We start from the raw sequence: 14,344 nt of genomic DNA, 5'->3' as shown, positions 1-14,344 counted from the left end.
ATTAATTATTAAGGTAAAACAAAACTAAAAAACAGGCATTCATACAGCAAGCGGCAATCGTGTTCATTCTCATAGTGTTTTTAAAATTTGCCTCATTTTTATTTTTAATCACTTTTAAAAACCAAGACATAAAATAAATAACTATTGGGAAAAAGAAAACTTGAAGTAGAATAAAATGTTTTGTTTGATTAAGTTCTTTAAAGAATAAAAAGTAAAATACGTTACACAAAATAAACATGAGCATTGTGAAAACAAATGTTCCTCTATAACCAAGCTTGTAACTCAATGTTATAACCCCTTGAGAATAATCTTCTTTGTGCTGATAGATTTGCGTTAATGGGTATGCTCCAGCAATTTGAAAAGATGTTGCTAAAAGTATAAGCATTGTCGGATAATTTAAAACAAATGATTGTCCAGATAAACCAACACTGCACATCACAAAAGTAAAAGCGCCTTGAAAAACAACCACTGTAAAAAATCCGATATAAGGATACTTTTTTAATCGTACTTGCCGTGAACTATAAGCCCGCGAAGCCAAAATATAAATTAAAATACAGACAGAAAATAATGGTTTAATAAAAACGAATGCCAGAAAAATAGCCGAGAGATCTAAAATCAAAGTAAGATAAAAAAGTTGTTTGGTTGGAACAGGCGGTTTTTCTAATCCACCAATTGGACTTTCATCGCGATCGATATAGCTATTGTAACCATTACTTGCCGGATAAACCAAAAAATGAATAATAAAAAAAACCAGGAGAGTACCGCTTGTATTAACATTCTTAACCTGACTTAATGTTAAGATAAATACTGGCATCAAAAAAAAGGAAAAAGGAATTCTAAGTAACTTGACTGTATTTAACGTTGGAAACATAAAAATTACCGATTAAAAAATGAGAATAGAAATTCATTTTGTAAATATCCTAAAGATAAGCTTAAGGTTGTAAGAATAACTAAACAATACCAATAAGTTTACAAAATAAAAAAACACTTTTATTCGGCTAATTGTAAAGATATCAGGTCCAAAAACGATCCTAATACTGGAAATCAGAAGAAATAAAATATCTTTGTCCCACAATAGAACAAACGTTAAATCAAGAGAAATAACCTAGTTCTTGCTGGTGATTAAACTACACAATGGAAAAACCATTAGTTAATAAAAAATACACTTTAGAGAAATTTCCCGGCAAGGGAGGTTGGACATACGCGAAGATACCCGAGATTTTACAAGATAAAAAAGCTCATTTTGGTTGGGTAAAAGTAAAAGGTACAATTGATGGTTACGAAATTAAAAAATACCATTTAATGCCAATGGGTAATGGTAATTTGTTTTTACCCATTAAAGCTGAGATCAGAAAAAAAATAAAAAAGAAAGAAGGAGATTCTGTACACGTTATCCTATACCCAGATAATGAACCTTTAGAAATTCCAGAAGAAATGCTTTTGTGTTTGCAGGATGAACCAAAAGCTTTAAAGTTTTTTAATACGCTTTCCGAAGCCGAGCAAAATAATTATGTAAAACATATTTATTCCGCAAAAAAAGAAGAAACTAAAATTGATCGTTTGGCAAAGGCCATAAATAAACTTTTAAAAGGCGAGAAGTTTTATGGTCAAGATTCAGATTTATAAAAAAGGTAATGAGGACTACAACTTTTTGAGTTAACAAAATTAAATATTTATCGACAGATTAAACCAATTTGTCGAAGCTCAGACTCGACTCGTCGTACTACTTAACCCATCACAATTTAACATATATATTTGTGGTCAGAATAGTGCCTCACCGAACTTAACCCCAAAGATAGGAACTTATGATTAAGCTTAAAAAAATAATAATAGACTTAAGCGATACTGTTTACCAAACCGTTGAGGACACACTTATAAAAAACAAATCGGATAATTTTTTATTCTTATTACAATCGTATCGTTCTTCTGCAATAAAAGATTCTGAAATCTCCAAAACATTAAAGATCACTACGAACTCTCTTTATGTATTGAAATCTAGGCTGAATGATAAAATTCAGGAACACCTTTCGGGTGATATTTATTCGAACAAAGAAGATTTACTTAAACAATTACACCAAATCCCCGAGATTTGTTTCAGTACCTCTAGAGAAGTTGCAAATACCTTTCTACAAAAACTCGAAAAGGATCTTCTCGTCTTTGATATGCATAATGAGTTACTTGTTGTATATAGTGCACTTAAGAAAATCAATCTATATTCTGATCGATATTTTCACTATTCTCAACTCTATAACAAACACACTGCTTTTAATATTTCGTTGGAAAAATGTGAAGAAATTCTTGGGAATTTTAATCGTGTTTTGGCGCAATATAATTTTTCGAGATCGCCTAAACTCATGGAAACGCTCTTATTTCTAAATAAGGAGATCGAAGATCACTTTGCTTTGAATCCTTCGCGACAAATCGAAATTATTAGAAATTTTATTCAACTACAACTTACAATTTTATTTAACACAACTACTTCGGACGCATTGCTTATTCAGGAAACACTCACCAACACTGAGAAAATACTCAATGACTTACCTGATTCGTCTACATACAAAAAATGGATTCTTGCCCTTGATTATTTGAAATTTGAGCATTGCGTAAAATCAGGGCAACAAAATCAGGCGAATATTCTATTTTCCAAAATTAATGAAAACCAAAGCACCTTGCTTCTTTATACGAACGTTTGCCTCTCTTCAAAATTTCTAATATCTAAACTTTCTTTCCTACAAGAACTCAATAAGATTGATGAAATTGAAGAGGAGGATACTAAAAACATTCTGGTTGATTCTTCTGACACTCATGCTGTTGTTCTCTTGGGAATATACGCTGCAATGGTTGCGTATTACAAAAAAAACTACAAGGAAGCGGCCGCAAAACTCAATGAAATATTAAATTTCAATAGCTTTAAAGATTACTTTCATATTAATACCGACGTGAAACTAACATTGGCGTTTATATATCTAACTGTAAAAGAATACGACCTAGCTGATAGTATATTAAAAAACATTTATCGCAAAATAAAATCAGAAAAAATGGAAGGTTATGCAAATGTGCTAGACCTGATTAAAATATTTAATTCTGATATTAAGCAAAATGGCAAAGTAACCTCAAAACAAAAAGACGATTTTATTCTATTTCAAGCAAGAAATATAAATGAAAGCAGGCTTCTGAACCACATTGTATCTGAACTTAAAAAGAAATATAATTCACATTTAAAATGAAAATAAAGGAACCTAAAACAAGATATAATAATGTTATGCTAATTGATGATAGCGAACTAGATAATTTTATTAATGAAAAAACACTTGAAGCTAATCAATTCGCTAAAAAAGTGTACGTTCATACTAGTGCGAAAAGCGCATTGGAATTTCTTAATAATCTAGTAACCATGGGTGAGCAATACTCGGACGTCTATCCTCAGGTATTATTTATCGACATCAATATGCCAATGATGGATGGTTTTCAATTTATTGATCACTTTAAAAAAGGTTCTGAAAAAAATCTCAAGCAACCAAAACTGGTTGTTCTTACTTCCTCGGTTTATAATGAGGATAGACAAAAGGCGACTGACATCTCAAAAGACATCGTATTCCTTAACAAACCGCTTACAAAAGCCATGCTCGATTCTATCTAATCTTAAAATAGGCTTTTAAGAAGATATTTCAAAATTTAGTGTCTGTTTCTTTATTTTTTTAGTTTCAAAAACTTAGCTACCTTTCACGCTTCTTTTGATTTGCAAAAGAGTAGACGAAGGCAATCCATTAACTAAGTCTATTACTTCATAACTAGAAATTTTATTTAGAATTCATGATGAGCACTATAAAAATACTTCATCTCGAAAATGCAATTAGTGATTCTGATAAAGTTAAGGAGTTTTTGAAGGCCTGCAAGTTCAAATATTATTATAAGTGGATTACAAAAATTGATGATTTTGAAAACGAGTTCTCAGACGGCTCCCACTTAGTAATTATTGCAGATTATGTTTTGCTATCTCTAGATCCAAAAAAAATATTTTCGCTAATTCAGGGCAGTGACTTTTATATTCCATTAATTCTTACAGCCAATAATTACTCCAGAGATATTTCAGTACAAATGATGAACAGTGGCGCCAATAACATTCTTTTTAAAGATCGTTTCGAAAATCTTCCGCTCATTCTTGAAAATGCGGTTAATCGAATTTTTTTAGAAACAAAGACTAGCGATAATCATGAAAAAACGTTAGATCGTGAAAAAAAATTCCAAGCCCTCCTTGAAAACATATCTGATTCAATTTTGCTCGTTGATGAGAAAGGAATAATTAATTACCAAAGCCCCTCTTCTGAAAGAATATCAGGTTTTTCATCAAACGAAACTCTTGGTGCCTCAATTTTTAAATTCATTCACCCCTCAGATTTAGCTGCAGTAACACGCGACCTGAAGCAAACCATTGAACAGCCTGGTGTATCAATAGAAAATTCTTACCGCATACAATTAAAAAAAGGGCTGTTTATTTGGGTAGAGAGTACATTTACTAATTCACTTAGCGACCCTGAAATAAACGCGATAATAATTAATTACCGGGATGTAACAGAACGCAAAATTTCAGAAGATTTACTTCAAAAATCTGAAGCCAACCTTAGAACTATTTTCGACAATACCAACGTTTCTTATGTTCTTTCCGACTCCAAATTCAAAGTACTTTCCTTTAATCCAGCAGCAGTAATTACCTATGCAAACGAGTTTAAAGTTAAACTGAAAGAAGGTGACAGCCTTTTAGATTACGTTGGGGAGGAAAAAAAACATAGAACTCGTAAAAGATTTGAAAAAGCACTAAGCGGAGAAAAAGTAAGTTACGAGTTAAGCTTTAAGCAGGAGGATGAAACTACAACTTGGTACAACGTAAATATGTTTGCAGTTACGGATGACTCAAATAAGTTATTAGGACTTATTATTTCAAGTGAAAACATAACACACAGAAAAAATATAGAATTTGAAAGGAATAAAATGCTCTCAGATATTGTTCAACATAATAAAGACTTAGAACAATTCGCCTATATTATCTCTCATAATTTAAGATCTCCAGTCGCAAACATACTTGGCCTTTCTACTTTAATCGAGAATTCACCCGAAATGGATAAAAAAACATTCGAAGAATGTATGAAAGGATTAACCTTGTCTGTAAAAAAACTCGATGAGGTGATAGTTGACCTTAACTATATACTTCAAACTCGGAAAGAAATTAACGAAAAGAAAGAAGTGGTGAACTTTTTAGAATTGACAAATAATATAAAAACCAGTATTAATAGCCAATTACAAAATCAAAATATTACTATTTCAACTCATTTTGATGTGAGCGAATTTTTTACGATCAAAAGTTACATTTACAGCATTTTTTTCAATCTCATCTCCAATAGTATTAAGTACCGAAATCCCACTACACCACTTAGTATAGATATCCAAAGCAAAAAAATCAATAATAAACTTGTTTTAGAATTTAAAGACAATGGTCTTGGCATTGATCTGGTGACACATGGGCATACTTTGTTTGGGCTTTACAAAAAATTTCACACACACATTGAAGGAAAAGGAATTGGATTGTACATGGTAAAAACTCAAGTTGAAATTCTTGGTGGAAAAATTTCTGTAGCTAGCGAAGTAAATATTGGAACAACTTTTACAATAGAGTTTTAATACCAATCCTCACGGAGTACATTTAAATCATTGTAAAATCTAGTAGTTGATTTCACTTTAAACCTTTTTAACATTCAGCGCCAAGCACTAAATTACTTTTCGAAACAAAACGTCATTATTTTCGGACGTTCCTAACTTATATCTGTTCCCAGACGCAGTGATTTGCTCCAAATTATATTTAATTAGTTGACTATAAAAAAACAAAACTCATATCTTTTTAATCAAACATCCTCCTTTTTTTTATTTCCATAATTACTCTGATCCCTTACATTCTTTTAAAAAAGTAAATTTCATGATTAAGTGTTTTTTAAAAAAAAAGCGTTAAAATCCCATAAACATTGGATTTACCACACTTAAACCTCATTTGTAGTTTCATTCAAAGTTACAAATTCAATAATAATCTTACATATGAAACATGTAAAAGGCGAACGGTAATATAGTCGCTTAAAACCAACCTACCTTTGATTCAGATTAAAACACTAAAAACAAAATGCCATGAAAACAACAAACTCAGATACAGTTAATTTTGACTTAGAATTAAAAGAACTCTCTAAAAGCGAATTGTTAGTGATAAAAACAGCAATAGTTCTTTTTGGAACAGTATTAAATATCTGTTGCATCCAATTATTTTTTTAATAACCGAAAACCATAAAAAATGATTACAATATTAAATAAACTAAGCAATCTGTTTCGAGAAACATTTTTTGGAAAACAGATCCAATCCAAAATCTTTAAAATGGCGTGTATCCTTTTTATTGTAGTATTAAATAAAAAAGAGATCTCTGCACAATCAAACCATTTGGCATGTATAAACTGTAAAGTACTTATACAGACTCAACAAAAAACAAAAGATAATGCGATTGACGCGAAACAAAAAGTATACACGGTGTTTCTAGCCAGAACTTTTCCCGTAATCGAAAACACTAACGACAATCTACCGTCGATGGAGGGTGATGAATCTGTCAGCTACGATTTGCTTTACAAAACATCTGTTGATGAAAACATAGATTTACCTTCAAATTTTATTGAAATCACTAAAATCAAAGAATCTTCTAAAAATCATAAAATTAAAATAATCCAAAAACTAAATTCATAACCCCTAAAAACAAAAATCATGAAAAATTTATTCTTAACTCTTAACCTTTTAATTTGTTTCAGTTTATTTACTTTAACAGCAAGTGCATCCAAAAAAGGAAACGGTAAAAAAGATTCGCTCTCTTGCCTTAAAATAGAAGGAAAAATAATTAATGCCGATGAACAGCAAGGTGACTGTATTGTTGAACTTATTGGACTACATAATCAAATAGATACTGTGTTATTAAAAGAAGGGAAAACTAAATTCAAATTTATTCTAAATAAAGATGCATATTATGCAATAAGAATTTCTAAAACTGGATATATAAGCAAAGTTATAGGTGTAAATACTGAGATTCTAACTGAGGTAAACGGAATTTATCGATTTGAATTTGAAACGTCACTTATTGATGAAGCTATTCTTAAAAGTTTAAACCCGGACGCTCTTGATTTTCCTATCGCAATTGTACATTTTGACTATGAGAAAGATTGTTTTTCTTATAATAAAGAATATACTGCTTCAATAAAAAAACAACTTCATACAAAAAGACCTTCAAATTACAGGTTTCCAATGGATCAATCTTCGCCAGAATTACCTACCACAACTTGGGCGTCAGCAGCAAAATAAAACCCTTTTCACCCTGAATTAGCCGAGATTTCACTCACATCGTCTTTAATACCTTATATTTGCATCTCTTCGGAGATGCTTTTTTTGCTCTAAACCGAATACATCACACATGAATAAATCAAAAATCTTTTCCAATTTTAATATTACCGAACTAAACGTGATGCAAAACGCGACCTTGGAGGCCGTTTCTAATTTTAAAGATGTCGTTTTAATTTCGCCAACTGGTTCTGGAAAAACATTGGCATTTTTATTACCCTTCGCAGACCTTTTAGATAAGGACAAAACAGGCGTTCAAGCAATTATAATTGTTCCTACACGCGAACTTGCACAACAAATAGAACACGTGTTTAAACAAATGGCAACTGGTTTTAAAATCTCCTGCTGTTATGGCGGCCATTCTGTGCAAATTGAACGCAATAATTTACTCGAGTCACCGGCGGTATTGGTGGGAACGCCAGGTCGTATTGCGCATCATATTCGCAAAAAAAGTTTATTCTTAACAAAAACAGATTATTTAATCCTCGATGAATTTGATAAATCGCTCGAAGCAGGATTTCAAGATGAAATGTCGTTTATCATTAAAACTATTCAACATCCCAAAAAACGCATTCTGACCTCAGCTACCGCAATTTCTGAAATACCAAGCTTTGTGGGTATTAAAGAACCAAAAGAACTTAATTTTACAACTGAAGAAAAACAGGGTAAGGGCGAAGTGTTTTATAAAAAGGTACGTTCGCAAGTGGATGAAAAATTAAACGCATTGCTATTATTGTTAGGCAAAATAAACGCGCAGTCTACCATTGTTTTTTGTAATCACCGCGATGCAGTAAACAGAATCTCATTTGAACTCAGTAAGCTAAATGTTGCTCACGGTTTCTATCACGGCGGTTTGGAACAAATTGACCGTGAAAAAACTTTAATAAAATTAAGAAACGGTAGCGTTAATTTATTGATTTCAACAGACCTTGCCGCTCGAGGACTTGATATCCCTGAGATTGAAGCTGTCATTCATTTTCAATTGCCATTAACCGAAGACGCCATGATTCACCGTAATGGAAGAACAGCACGTATGAACGCCAGCGGTACTGTGTATTTTATGTTGGAGGGTGAAGATTATTTACCACCATTTCTTCAAATTGTTCCAGAAGACGAAATTCTTCTTAAAAAAATAAATGCACCTAAGCCAAGTGTTTGGAAAACACTTTATATCTCTGCCGGTAAAAAAGACAAAGTAAATAAAATGGATATTGTTGGCATGCTTTTGCAAAAAGGCGGACTAAAAAAAGAAGAACTCGGAAAAATAGAAGTGCTTGATCACTCGTCCTACGCTGCCATTAAAAGCGATAAAATTGTTAAGACTGTGAATTTAATTCGCGATGAGCGTATTAAAAACAAAAAGGTTAAAATTGAGATTTCGACCTAATAAAAATTTTAGTCTAATTACACGGTTTTTTTCATTACATTTGATAGACAGAACCCAGACCTTTAGTTCGTTAAATCTCCTTTAACAATCTAAAAAAAACACCCATGAAAAAAATCATTTATTTTGTTTTGCTTTTTGCGCTTACACTCGTGTCATGCAAGAAGGAGGGCGATGAACCAAAGGTGGAGTTGAACGCAACTATTCCAGTTGATCCAATTATCGTATACGATACAATTAAACCTTCGTCCTATTTTCCTGCTTATCCAGGTTCGTACTGGACTTACACCGACGACAAGAATCAATCTTTTACCTCCTCGATCTCTCCCACTTATCAAAAAGATGCTTATTCCAATTATGATATAAATCGTGCGCCACCATTGCTGATCTCAACTGTCGATTCTGTTTATGTACCCTTTTCCAATGGATATCCAATATGGGGATATAAATTGCACACTGGAACTGGTTATTCTAAATTTGACCCAGTTTTTACACAGTTTTTATCTGAAAATCTGGGTGCAGCATGGACCGTAAAGGACGGAAACCACGACAGAACCTATGAGCATGTCATTGCAAAGGACACAACTATTATTATTAATGGACATTCATATTATCCGACACTCGTTATTTTCGGATATATTTACCATGATAATAGCCCTGCCATTACTTACCTTTATAGAACTTACTATACAAAAGATGTGGGTCAAATAAAATATGAACGTCTAACAGGATATGGAACATCTTATGCTGGAAATGGTGTAGCAGTGACCGCCACCTCTGAATTAACAAGTTATTTTATTAATAAGTAGTTGGTGTTTTTATTATCATCACGGAAGACTGACTAATGTTTGCTATGTATATTAGGAAAAAACGTCTGAAACCGTTACATAGATTAAAAACTTACCATCTATCGTCTAAAATCAGAAAAATATCACATATTTTATGGAAATGTACATGGATTTAAAGTATTTTTGCCAATAATTTTTTCAGGCTGAAATTAAGAATGAGTAGTGAACCGCAACAAAAATTTGAGTACAAAGATATTGACGCAGAAGGACTCGAGATTTTAGATGTCATTTCATCCGCTGCCAAATTTAATCGTTGGCTTTATCAAATAGTTAGCCCCTTCTGCAATGGAAAAATTTTAGAAATCGGTAGTGGTGTTGGTAACATCTCCGATTTTTTTATCTCTGACAAAAAAGATATTTACCTCTCTGATATCCGTGAAAATTACAGAAGTATTCTTAGCGACAAATTTAAGTTAGATACCAATCATGTTTTAGATATTGATATAGCGCATACAGATTTTGACAAAACATACGCTTCTTTACTTTCGAGTTTCAACAGTGTTTTCGCATTAAACGTTGTTGAACACATTAAAGATGATGATCTGGCAATTAAAAACATGCTAAGTTTATTAAAACCTGGTGGACAAATGACCATTTTGGTTCCTGCATACCAAGCGCTTTATAACGACATTGATCTTTCTCTCGAACATTTTAAACGTTACAATAGAACCTCTCTTTCTAAATTAATGAGTAAACACGCGCCCATTAAAAAATCTTTTTACTTTAATGCTACTGGTATTTTAGCCTGGTGGATCAGCGGCAGGATCTTAAAACACAAAACCATTCCGGCGGGCGAAATGAGATTATACAATACTTTTGTTCCTGTGTTTAAGTTTATCGACAAAATTGTTCTCAAGAAAATGGGGCTTTCGGTTGTTTGTGTGATACAAAAACCTTGATCTTCTTTAATTTTAGACTATCTCTTCAACGACTGCTCTTTCTTAATCCTTTCCAATAAAAACTCCAAGCCGTTTAATTTTATTTCGTAAAGCGTAGATAAAAGCATGCCTGTTTTCCCTGGAGGAAATCCACCTTTGCGCGCAAACCATTCCAGATAACTAACAGGTAAACGGTAATACAAAGTCCCTTTGTACTTGCCAAATGGCATAGTTGTGTTTACGAGATCTAACAGTAGTTGCGGATTCAGTCCTTCCATTTCTTAAAAACTTATTTTTTCAAGATCAGCAGCATAATCGTTCTGAATGTCTTCATGTAAAGTACTGATGAAGGTGTTTATTTTTTTTAATTGCTGTTCGTACATATTCACCAACAACTGACTTTTTTTAAATGGAATACCCGATTCTTTTAATTTGAGACAAAAATAAATATGAAGTTCTGCTGAAATAGCTTTATCACTAACGTATTTACAGTACTTCGTAATAATGCGCAATAGTTTTCGCAGACTTTTTTTTGTGTAATAAAGATTAGACTGGCTCTTTAGTTCTTCAAAGTGAGCATCAATTTCTAATTTAATTTCTATAACAAAAGCGGCATTGTCGTGCGACTCAAATAATAAATACCCCAAAAATTCTTTATTGTCTTTTTTATATTTTGCAAGAGAAATACAAAGTTCCGCCAATTGCTTTGGTGGCAATTCGATCAGTTCTTTTTTTAATTCACTTAAACTTGCAGATTTCATTTTTCTAAACTACTAAAAAAAATGCGGCACCAAGGCACCGCATCTATATCATTTTTTATTAAGGTTGCTTATCCCAAATCCCCATCTCACATTTTCCCTTTTACATCTTCCATTTACTATTTATCTCTCTTCTTCAACCAATCGGCAACAGCAGGCGCAAGCTCTTTTTGAGATTTACTTCCAACAAACACACCAATATGTCCACCTTTAAAACTGTACAATTCTTTGTCTGTACTTCCAACTAAGTCGTTAAGAGGTTTTGTTGCAGCTGGAGGAACCAAGTGATCTTCCGTTGCAAAAATATTTAATAATGGAGAAGTTAAGTTTTTAAGATTTACTTTTTTGCCTCCCACTTCTAATTCACCTTTTACTAATTTATTTTTCTGATACAAATCTTTCATAAACTGACGGAAACATTCTCCTGCTTGATCAGGACTTTCACTGATCCATTTCTCCATTCGTAAAAAATTCAGAAGTTTGTCTTTATCGTCTAATACATTTGTAAGAGCTTGTTGTTTCTGTACCTTCATCATCGGTTTCAGCATATCAAATCCGTCATTTAAAAAATTTCCCGGAATTAAACCATGATTCCCATCTACTAAAAGATCAAAATCCATGTCTTTACTCCAACGAAATAAAAGACCGTCATTTGTACTAAAATCAATAGGTGTAACATGCGTTACCAAATTTTTTACTTTACTTGGATAAAGAGAAGAATAAATCACACTTAGGGTTCCACCTTGACAGATACTTAAAATATTGATGCTCTCAAGACGGTGTTTTTTACGAATAAAATCTACACAATTATTTATGTAACCATTTACATAATCGTCCATGCTTAAATAACGATCACTTTTACCTGGAAAACCCCAATCAATAAGGTACACATCCATACCCGCATTGATAAGATTTTTTATATAACTACGGTCTGGCTGAAGATCCAACATTTTGTAGGTATTCACTAAAGCATATACAATTAAAACAGGGGTTTTAAACGTTGCATCGCTATCTCTATCGTAGCGGTATAAGGTGAGTTTATCCTCATTGTACACTGCCGTTTTAGGAGTGGATGCAATATCTACCTCATCAATTTGATTTAAGGTAGTGTAGCTCTTTAATAATTTAGAGCTCATATTTGTGAATTCTTCTACGATTTTGTTGTCCATGGCAGGGGGTTTTAAAAGGTCAAAGTTACGATTATTTATTAAGTGTTATTTCATCAGATCCATCTTTCAGTACAAATTCTAATTTAAAATTATCAATGAATACACTGCTGCGTTTATCTGGATTCCAAAAATATACCACAAGTTTATCTCCAACACTTACATCCTCTGGTAAATCCATTCCAAACTCCTTTAAATCCCACTTATTGGCCTTAGTTGTGGTGTTTATGTAGAAAGGATGATTATAAATCACATTCTCCTTTTTGGCAAAAGAAAATACAAACTGAACATTCTTCATTTCTTCTGTGCGATAAAACCAGAAAGATGCTTTAACTTTTTTAAATCCTGATTTATCAAAAAACCCAGGCACTGTGAACGTTTTAGAGCAGTTGTATTCGACTTGTTCATTCAAAACTGCTGATTTCTTGCCATCAAAAGCTTTTTCCGAAGAAACAGTACTCCCTTCTTCTTGTTCGAAATCGTAAAAATAATCTTGTTGCTGTTTAATTGTTTTAGGATTTATTGGAAACACATCCGCATGTCCAACCGTGAAAAAATGCCTTGCGTAATAGTGCCAATAGGTGTAACTACTATTTAAAATGCCGTTTCTCAATTGGTATGCTTTTAATTGAAAAAAGGGAATACACAGAAAAGAAATAAGTAATAGTGTTTTATAAACTTTTGAATTGTCATTAACACGGCCAAATAAAATTAAAAGCAATAGAGCCAAAATGCCAGAAAAATCAACCAGTGTGCGGTTTACAATGTTCCAATAAAACCAAAAACTGTAAAGTAAAATTATAAGAAGAACCGGAGCTACTAAAAAAAGAATTTTGGGATTTCTTCGGCAAAACAACAAAGGAATAAAACATAACAATATAATCGGCGTGTACCACAATATTCCATTCTGAAATCCGAAAAAATTATCCCAGACGTGACTCCAGTCATTAAAATAAAACGCGCCAATGGTGTATGTATTTGCTATTAAAGACTTTGTCTGTAAGTATGTAATTCCCATGTTATAAATCACGACAAAAAAGAAAAGCAGAAACACAGCTCCAATAGCAGCAACATTTTTTTTACCGTTAAAAATTCTTGCAAGAGGAAACGTTTTGAAAAAATACAAAGTGCTAATCAAAAGAATAATATTCACCGGTCTTAAGAAGATAACAATAGCAGCACTTGTAGCAAATGCTAGTAAATTAAAAAGTTTGCTTTCTTCCTGATTAAAAAACTTTTGTGCAAAAAACAGACTTATACTTATAAATGCAAAAGAATAACAATGGGTATAACAACCCGCAAAAATGGAATAGGTAAAAAGGTTCGTTGCAAAAAAAACAAGTAGGGTAAAGTAAATAGAAAGTCTTCTATTTTGCGATACATTAAATAATAATTTCTGCAAGAAGAATAATCCCAACAAGGTGTAAAACATCGCCGCTATGCCCATTCCCAGCTGATAAGGGAAGGAAAAACCATCAGGTGGATAATCGAATAGCTTTGCCGACACATGCGCTAAAAAAAAGAATGGAAATTGAAGAAAAGATTGTCCGGGATAATAAAGATTAATCATCCTGTCCTTATACTTCACCATAAAATTTTGAGTAGGCTTCTCGAATAAATGATCTTCGTAGTTGGCATCAAACACCTCGTCAAACCATTTAAACTCAAAGTTCTTGTCGTTATAGATAAACTTGGCAGGTAAGTAGGAGTAATAACCTAAGCCATCCGCCACAATTATTCTATACGAAGGTGAGTTAAGCGGACGAAAACAAAAGAAAATCAGGAACACAGTTATTCCTAATGCAAAGAACCAGTTGTTTTTATATTTAAAGATGTTCATCGCTTTACTAATTAAATCGTTTCGACTGGCTCGTTTTCATGACAAAATTTTACCAC

Annotated in this window: 15 protein-coding genes; 10 read left to right on the top strand and 5 right to left on the bottom strand. The window is 32.5% G+C overall.

Annotated features, from left to right (window positions below; translation table 11 throughout):
- Position 1: 1 nt before the first annotated feature.
- Positions 2-814, bottom strand: a complete 813-nt coding sequence (locus P2086_RS07310; protein ID WP_317899793.1) for a UbiA family prenyltransferase — start codon at positions 812-814, stop codon at positions 2-4.
- A gap of 320 nt (positions 815-1,134) precedes the next feature.
- On the opposite strand from P2086_RS07310, the gene P2086_RS07305 reads away from it, so the two are divergent.
- The 10 genes from P2086_RS07305 to P2086_RS07260 all read left to right on the top strand — a co-directional run bounded on the left by P2086_RS07305 (position 1,135) and on the right by P2086_RS07260 (position 10,545).
- Positions 1,135-1,626: a DUF1905 domain-containing protein gene (locus P2086_RS07305; RefSeq protein WP_317899792.1), complete on the top strand. Its 492-nt coding sequence runs from the start codon at positions 1,135-1,137 to the stop codon at positions 1,624-1,626.
- A gap of 179 nt (positions 1,627-1,805) precedes the next feature.
- On the top strand, positions 1,806-3,227 hold the full coding sequence (locus tag P2086_RS07300; protein ID WP_317899791.1) for a hypothetical protein: 1,422 nt from the start codon (positions 1,806-1,808) through the stop codon (positions 3,225-3,227).
- Positions 3,224-3,640, top strand: a complete 417-nt coding sequence (locus P2086_RS07295; protein WP_317899790.1) for a response regulator — start codon at positions 3,224-3,226, stop codon at positions 3,638-3,640. Before P2086_RS07300 ends, P2086_RS07295 begins: the two co-directional genes overlap by 4 nt.
- A 173-nt stretch (positions 3,641-3,813) precedes the next feature.
- Complete coding sequence (locus P2086_RS07290) at positions 3,814-5,676, top strand: PAS domain-containing sensor histidine kinase (protein WP_317899789.1); 1,863 nt, start codon at positions 3,814-3,816, stop codon at positions 5,674-5,676.
- A gap of 495 nt (positions 5,677-6,171) precedes the next feature.
- Positions 6,172-6,312: a hypothetical protein gene (locus P2086_RS07285; RefSeq protein ID WP_317899788.1), complete on the top strand. Its 141-nt coding sequence runs from the start codon at positions 6,172-6,174 to the stop codon at positions 6,310-6,312.
- Positions 6,313-6,412: 100 nt separating this feature from the next.
- Positions 6,413-6,772 (top strand): hypothetical protein, encoded by a 360-nt coding sequence (locus P2086_RS07280; protein ID WP_317899787.1) that lies wholly within the window; start codon positions 6,413-6,415, stop codon positions 6,770-6,772.
- 18 nt (positions 6,773-6,790) lie between these two features.
- Entirely contained in the window at positions 6,791-7,378 is a 588-nt protein-coding gene (locus P2086_RS07275; protein WP_317899786.1) for a hypothetical protein, read from the top strand.
- Between the two features lie 109 nt (positions 7,379-7,487).
- Entirely contained in the window at positions 7,488-8,801 is a 1,314-nt protein-coding gene (locus tag P2086_RS07270) for a DEAD/DEAH box helicase (protein ID WP_317899785.1), read from the top strand.
- Positions 8,802-8,905: 104 nt separating this feature from the next.
- Positions 8,906-9,607 carry a hypothetical protein gene (locus tag P2086_RS07265; RefSeq protein WP_317899784.1) on the top strand — a complete coding sequence of 234 codons (702 nt, stop codon included), beginning with the start codon at positions 8,906-8,908 and terminating at the stop codon, positions 9,605-9,607.
- A gap of 194 nt (positions 9,608-9,801) precedes the next feature.
- Positions 9,802-10,545: a class I SAM-dependent methyltransferase gene (locus P2086_RS07260; protein ID WP_317899783.1), complete on the top strand. Its 744-nt coding sequence runs from the start codon at positions 9,802-9,804 to the stop codon at positions 10,543-10,545.
- A 17-nt stretch (positions 10,546-10,562) separates the two neighbouring features.
- Here P2086_RS07260 and P2086_RS07255 read toward each other — a convergent pair whose 3' ends face one another.
- The 4 genes from P2086_RS07255 to P2086_RS07240 form a co-directional block, all read right to left on the bottom strand.
- A complete protein-coding gene (locus P2086_RS07255) occupies positions 10,563-10,802 on the bottom strand; it encodes a DUF3820 family protein (RefSeq protein WP_317899782.1) in 240 nt (79 codons plus the stop codon).
- Positions 10,803-10,805: 3 nt separating this feature from the next.
- Positions 10,806-11,285, bottom strand: a complete 480-nt coding sequence (locus tag P2086_RS07250; protein ID WP_317899781.1) for a hypothetical protein — start codon at positions 11,283-11,285, stop codon at positions 10,806-10,808.
- Between the two features lie 116 nt (positions 11,286-11,401).
- On the bottom strand, positions 11,402-12,451 hold the full coding sequence (gene phaC / locus P2086_RS07245) for a class III poly(R)-hydroxyalkanoic acid synthase subunit PhaC (RefSeq protein WP_317899780.1): 1,050 nt from the start codon (positions 12,449-12,451) through the stop codon (positions 11,402-11,404).
- Positions 12,452-12,482: 31 nt separating this feature from the next.
- The gene (locus P2086_RS07240) at positions 12,483-14,288 is read right to left on the bottom strand and encodes a hypothetical protein (RefSeq protein ID WP_317899779.1); all 1,806 of its coding nucleotides are present in this window, start codon (positions 14,286-14,288) and stop codon (positions 12,483-12,485) included.
- Between the last annotated feature and the right edge of the window lie 56 nt (positions 14,289-14,344).

Source organism: Aurantibacillus circumpalustris (genome assembly GCF_029625215.1).
Classification (GTDB): Bacteria; Bacteroidota; Bacteroidia; order B-17B0; family Aurantibacillaceae; genus Aurantibacillus; species Aurantibacillus circumpalustris.
This window is presented reverse-complemented; position numbering and strand designations above follow the sequence as displayed.

Coding starts and splice junctions, on each gene's coding strand:
- P2086_RS07255 (WP_317899782.1), bottom strand. CDS start 10,802: ATGGAAGGACTGAATCCGCAACTACTGTTAGATCTCGTAAACACAACT.
- P2086_RS07305 (WP_317899792.1), top strand. CDS start 1,135: ATGGAAAAACCATTAGTTAATAAAAAATACACTTTAGAGAAATTTCCC.
- P2086_RS07260 (WP_317899783.1), top strand. CDS start 9,802: ATGAGTAGTGAACCGCAACAAAAATTTGAGTACAAAGATATTGACGCA.
- P2086_RS07240 (WP_317899779.1), bottom strand. CDS start 14,288: ATGAACATCTTTAAATATAAAAACAACTGGTTCTTTGCATTAGGAATA.
- P2086_RS07285 (WP_317899788.1), top strand. CDS start 6,172: ATGAAAACAACAAACTCAGATACAGTTAATTTTGACTTAGAATTAAAA.
- phaC (WP_317899780.1), bottom strand. CDS start 12,451: ATGGACAACAAAATCGTAGAAGAATTCACAAATATGAGCTCTAAATTA.
- P2086_RS07265 (WP_317899784.1), top strand. CDS start 8,906: ATGAAAAAAATCATTTATTTTGTTTTGCTTTTTGCGCTTACACTCGTG.
- P2086_RS07250 (WP_317899781.1), bottom strand. CDS start 11,285: ATGAAATCTGCAAGTTTAAGTGAATTAAAAAAAGAACTGATCGAATTG.
- P2086_RS07310 (WP_317899793.1), bottom strand. CDS start 814: ATGCCAGTATTTATCTTAACATTAAGTCAGGTTAAGAATGTTAATACA.
- P2086_RS07290 (WP_317899789.1), top strand. CDS start 3,814: ATGATGAGCACTATAAAAATACTTCATCTCGAAAATGCAATTAGTGAT.
- P2086_RS07295 (WP_317899790.1), top strand. CDS start 3,224: ATGAAAATAAAGGAACCTAAAACAAGATATAATAATGTTATGCTAATT.
- P2086_RS07270 (WP_317899785.1), top strand. CDS start 7,488: ATGAATAAATCAAAAATCTTTTCCAATTTTAATATTACCGAACTAAAC.
- P2086_RS07300 (WP_317899791.1), top strand. CDS start 1,806: ATGATTAAGCTTAAAAAAATAATAATAGACTTAAGCGATACTGTTTAC.
- P2086_RS07280 (WP_317899787.1), top strand. CDS start 6,413: ATGGCGTGTATCCTTTTTATTGTAGTATTAAATAAAAAAGAGATCTCT.
- P2086_RS07275 (WP_317899786.1), top strand. CDS start 6,791: ATGAAAAATTTATTCTTAACTCTTAACCTTTTAATTTGTTTCAGTTTA.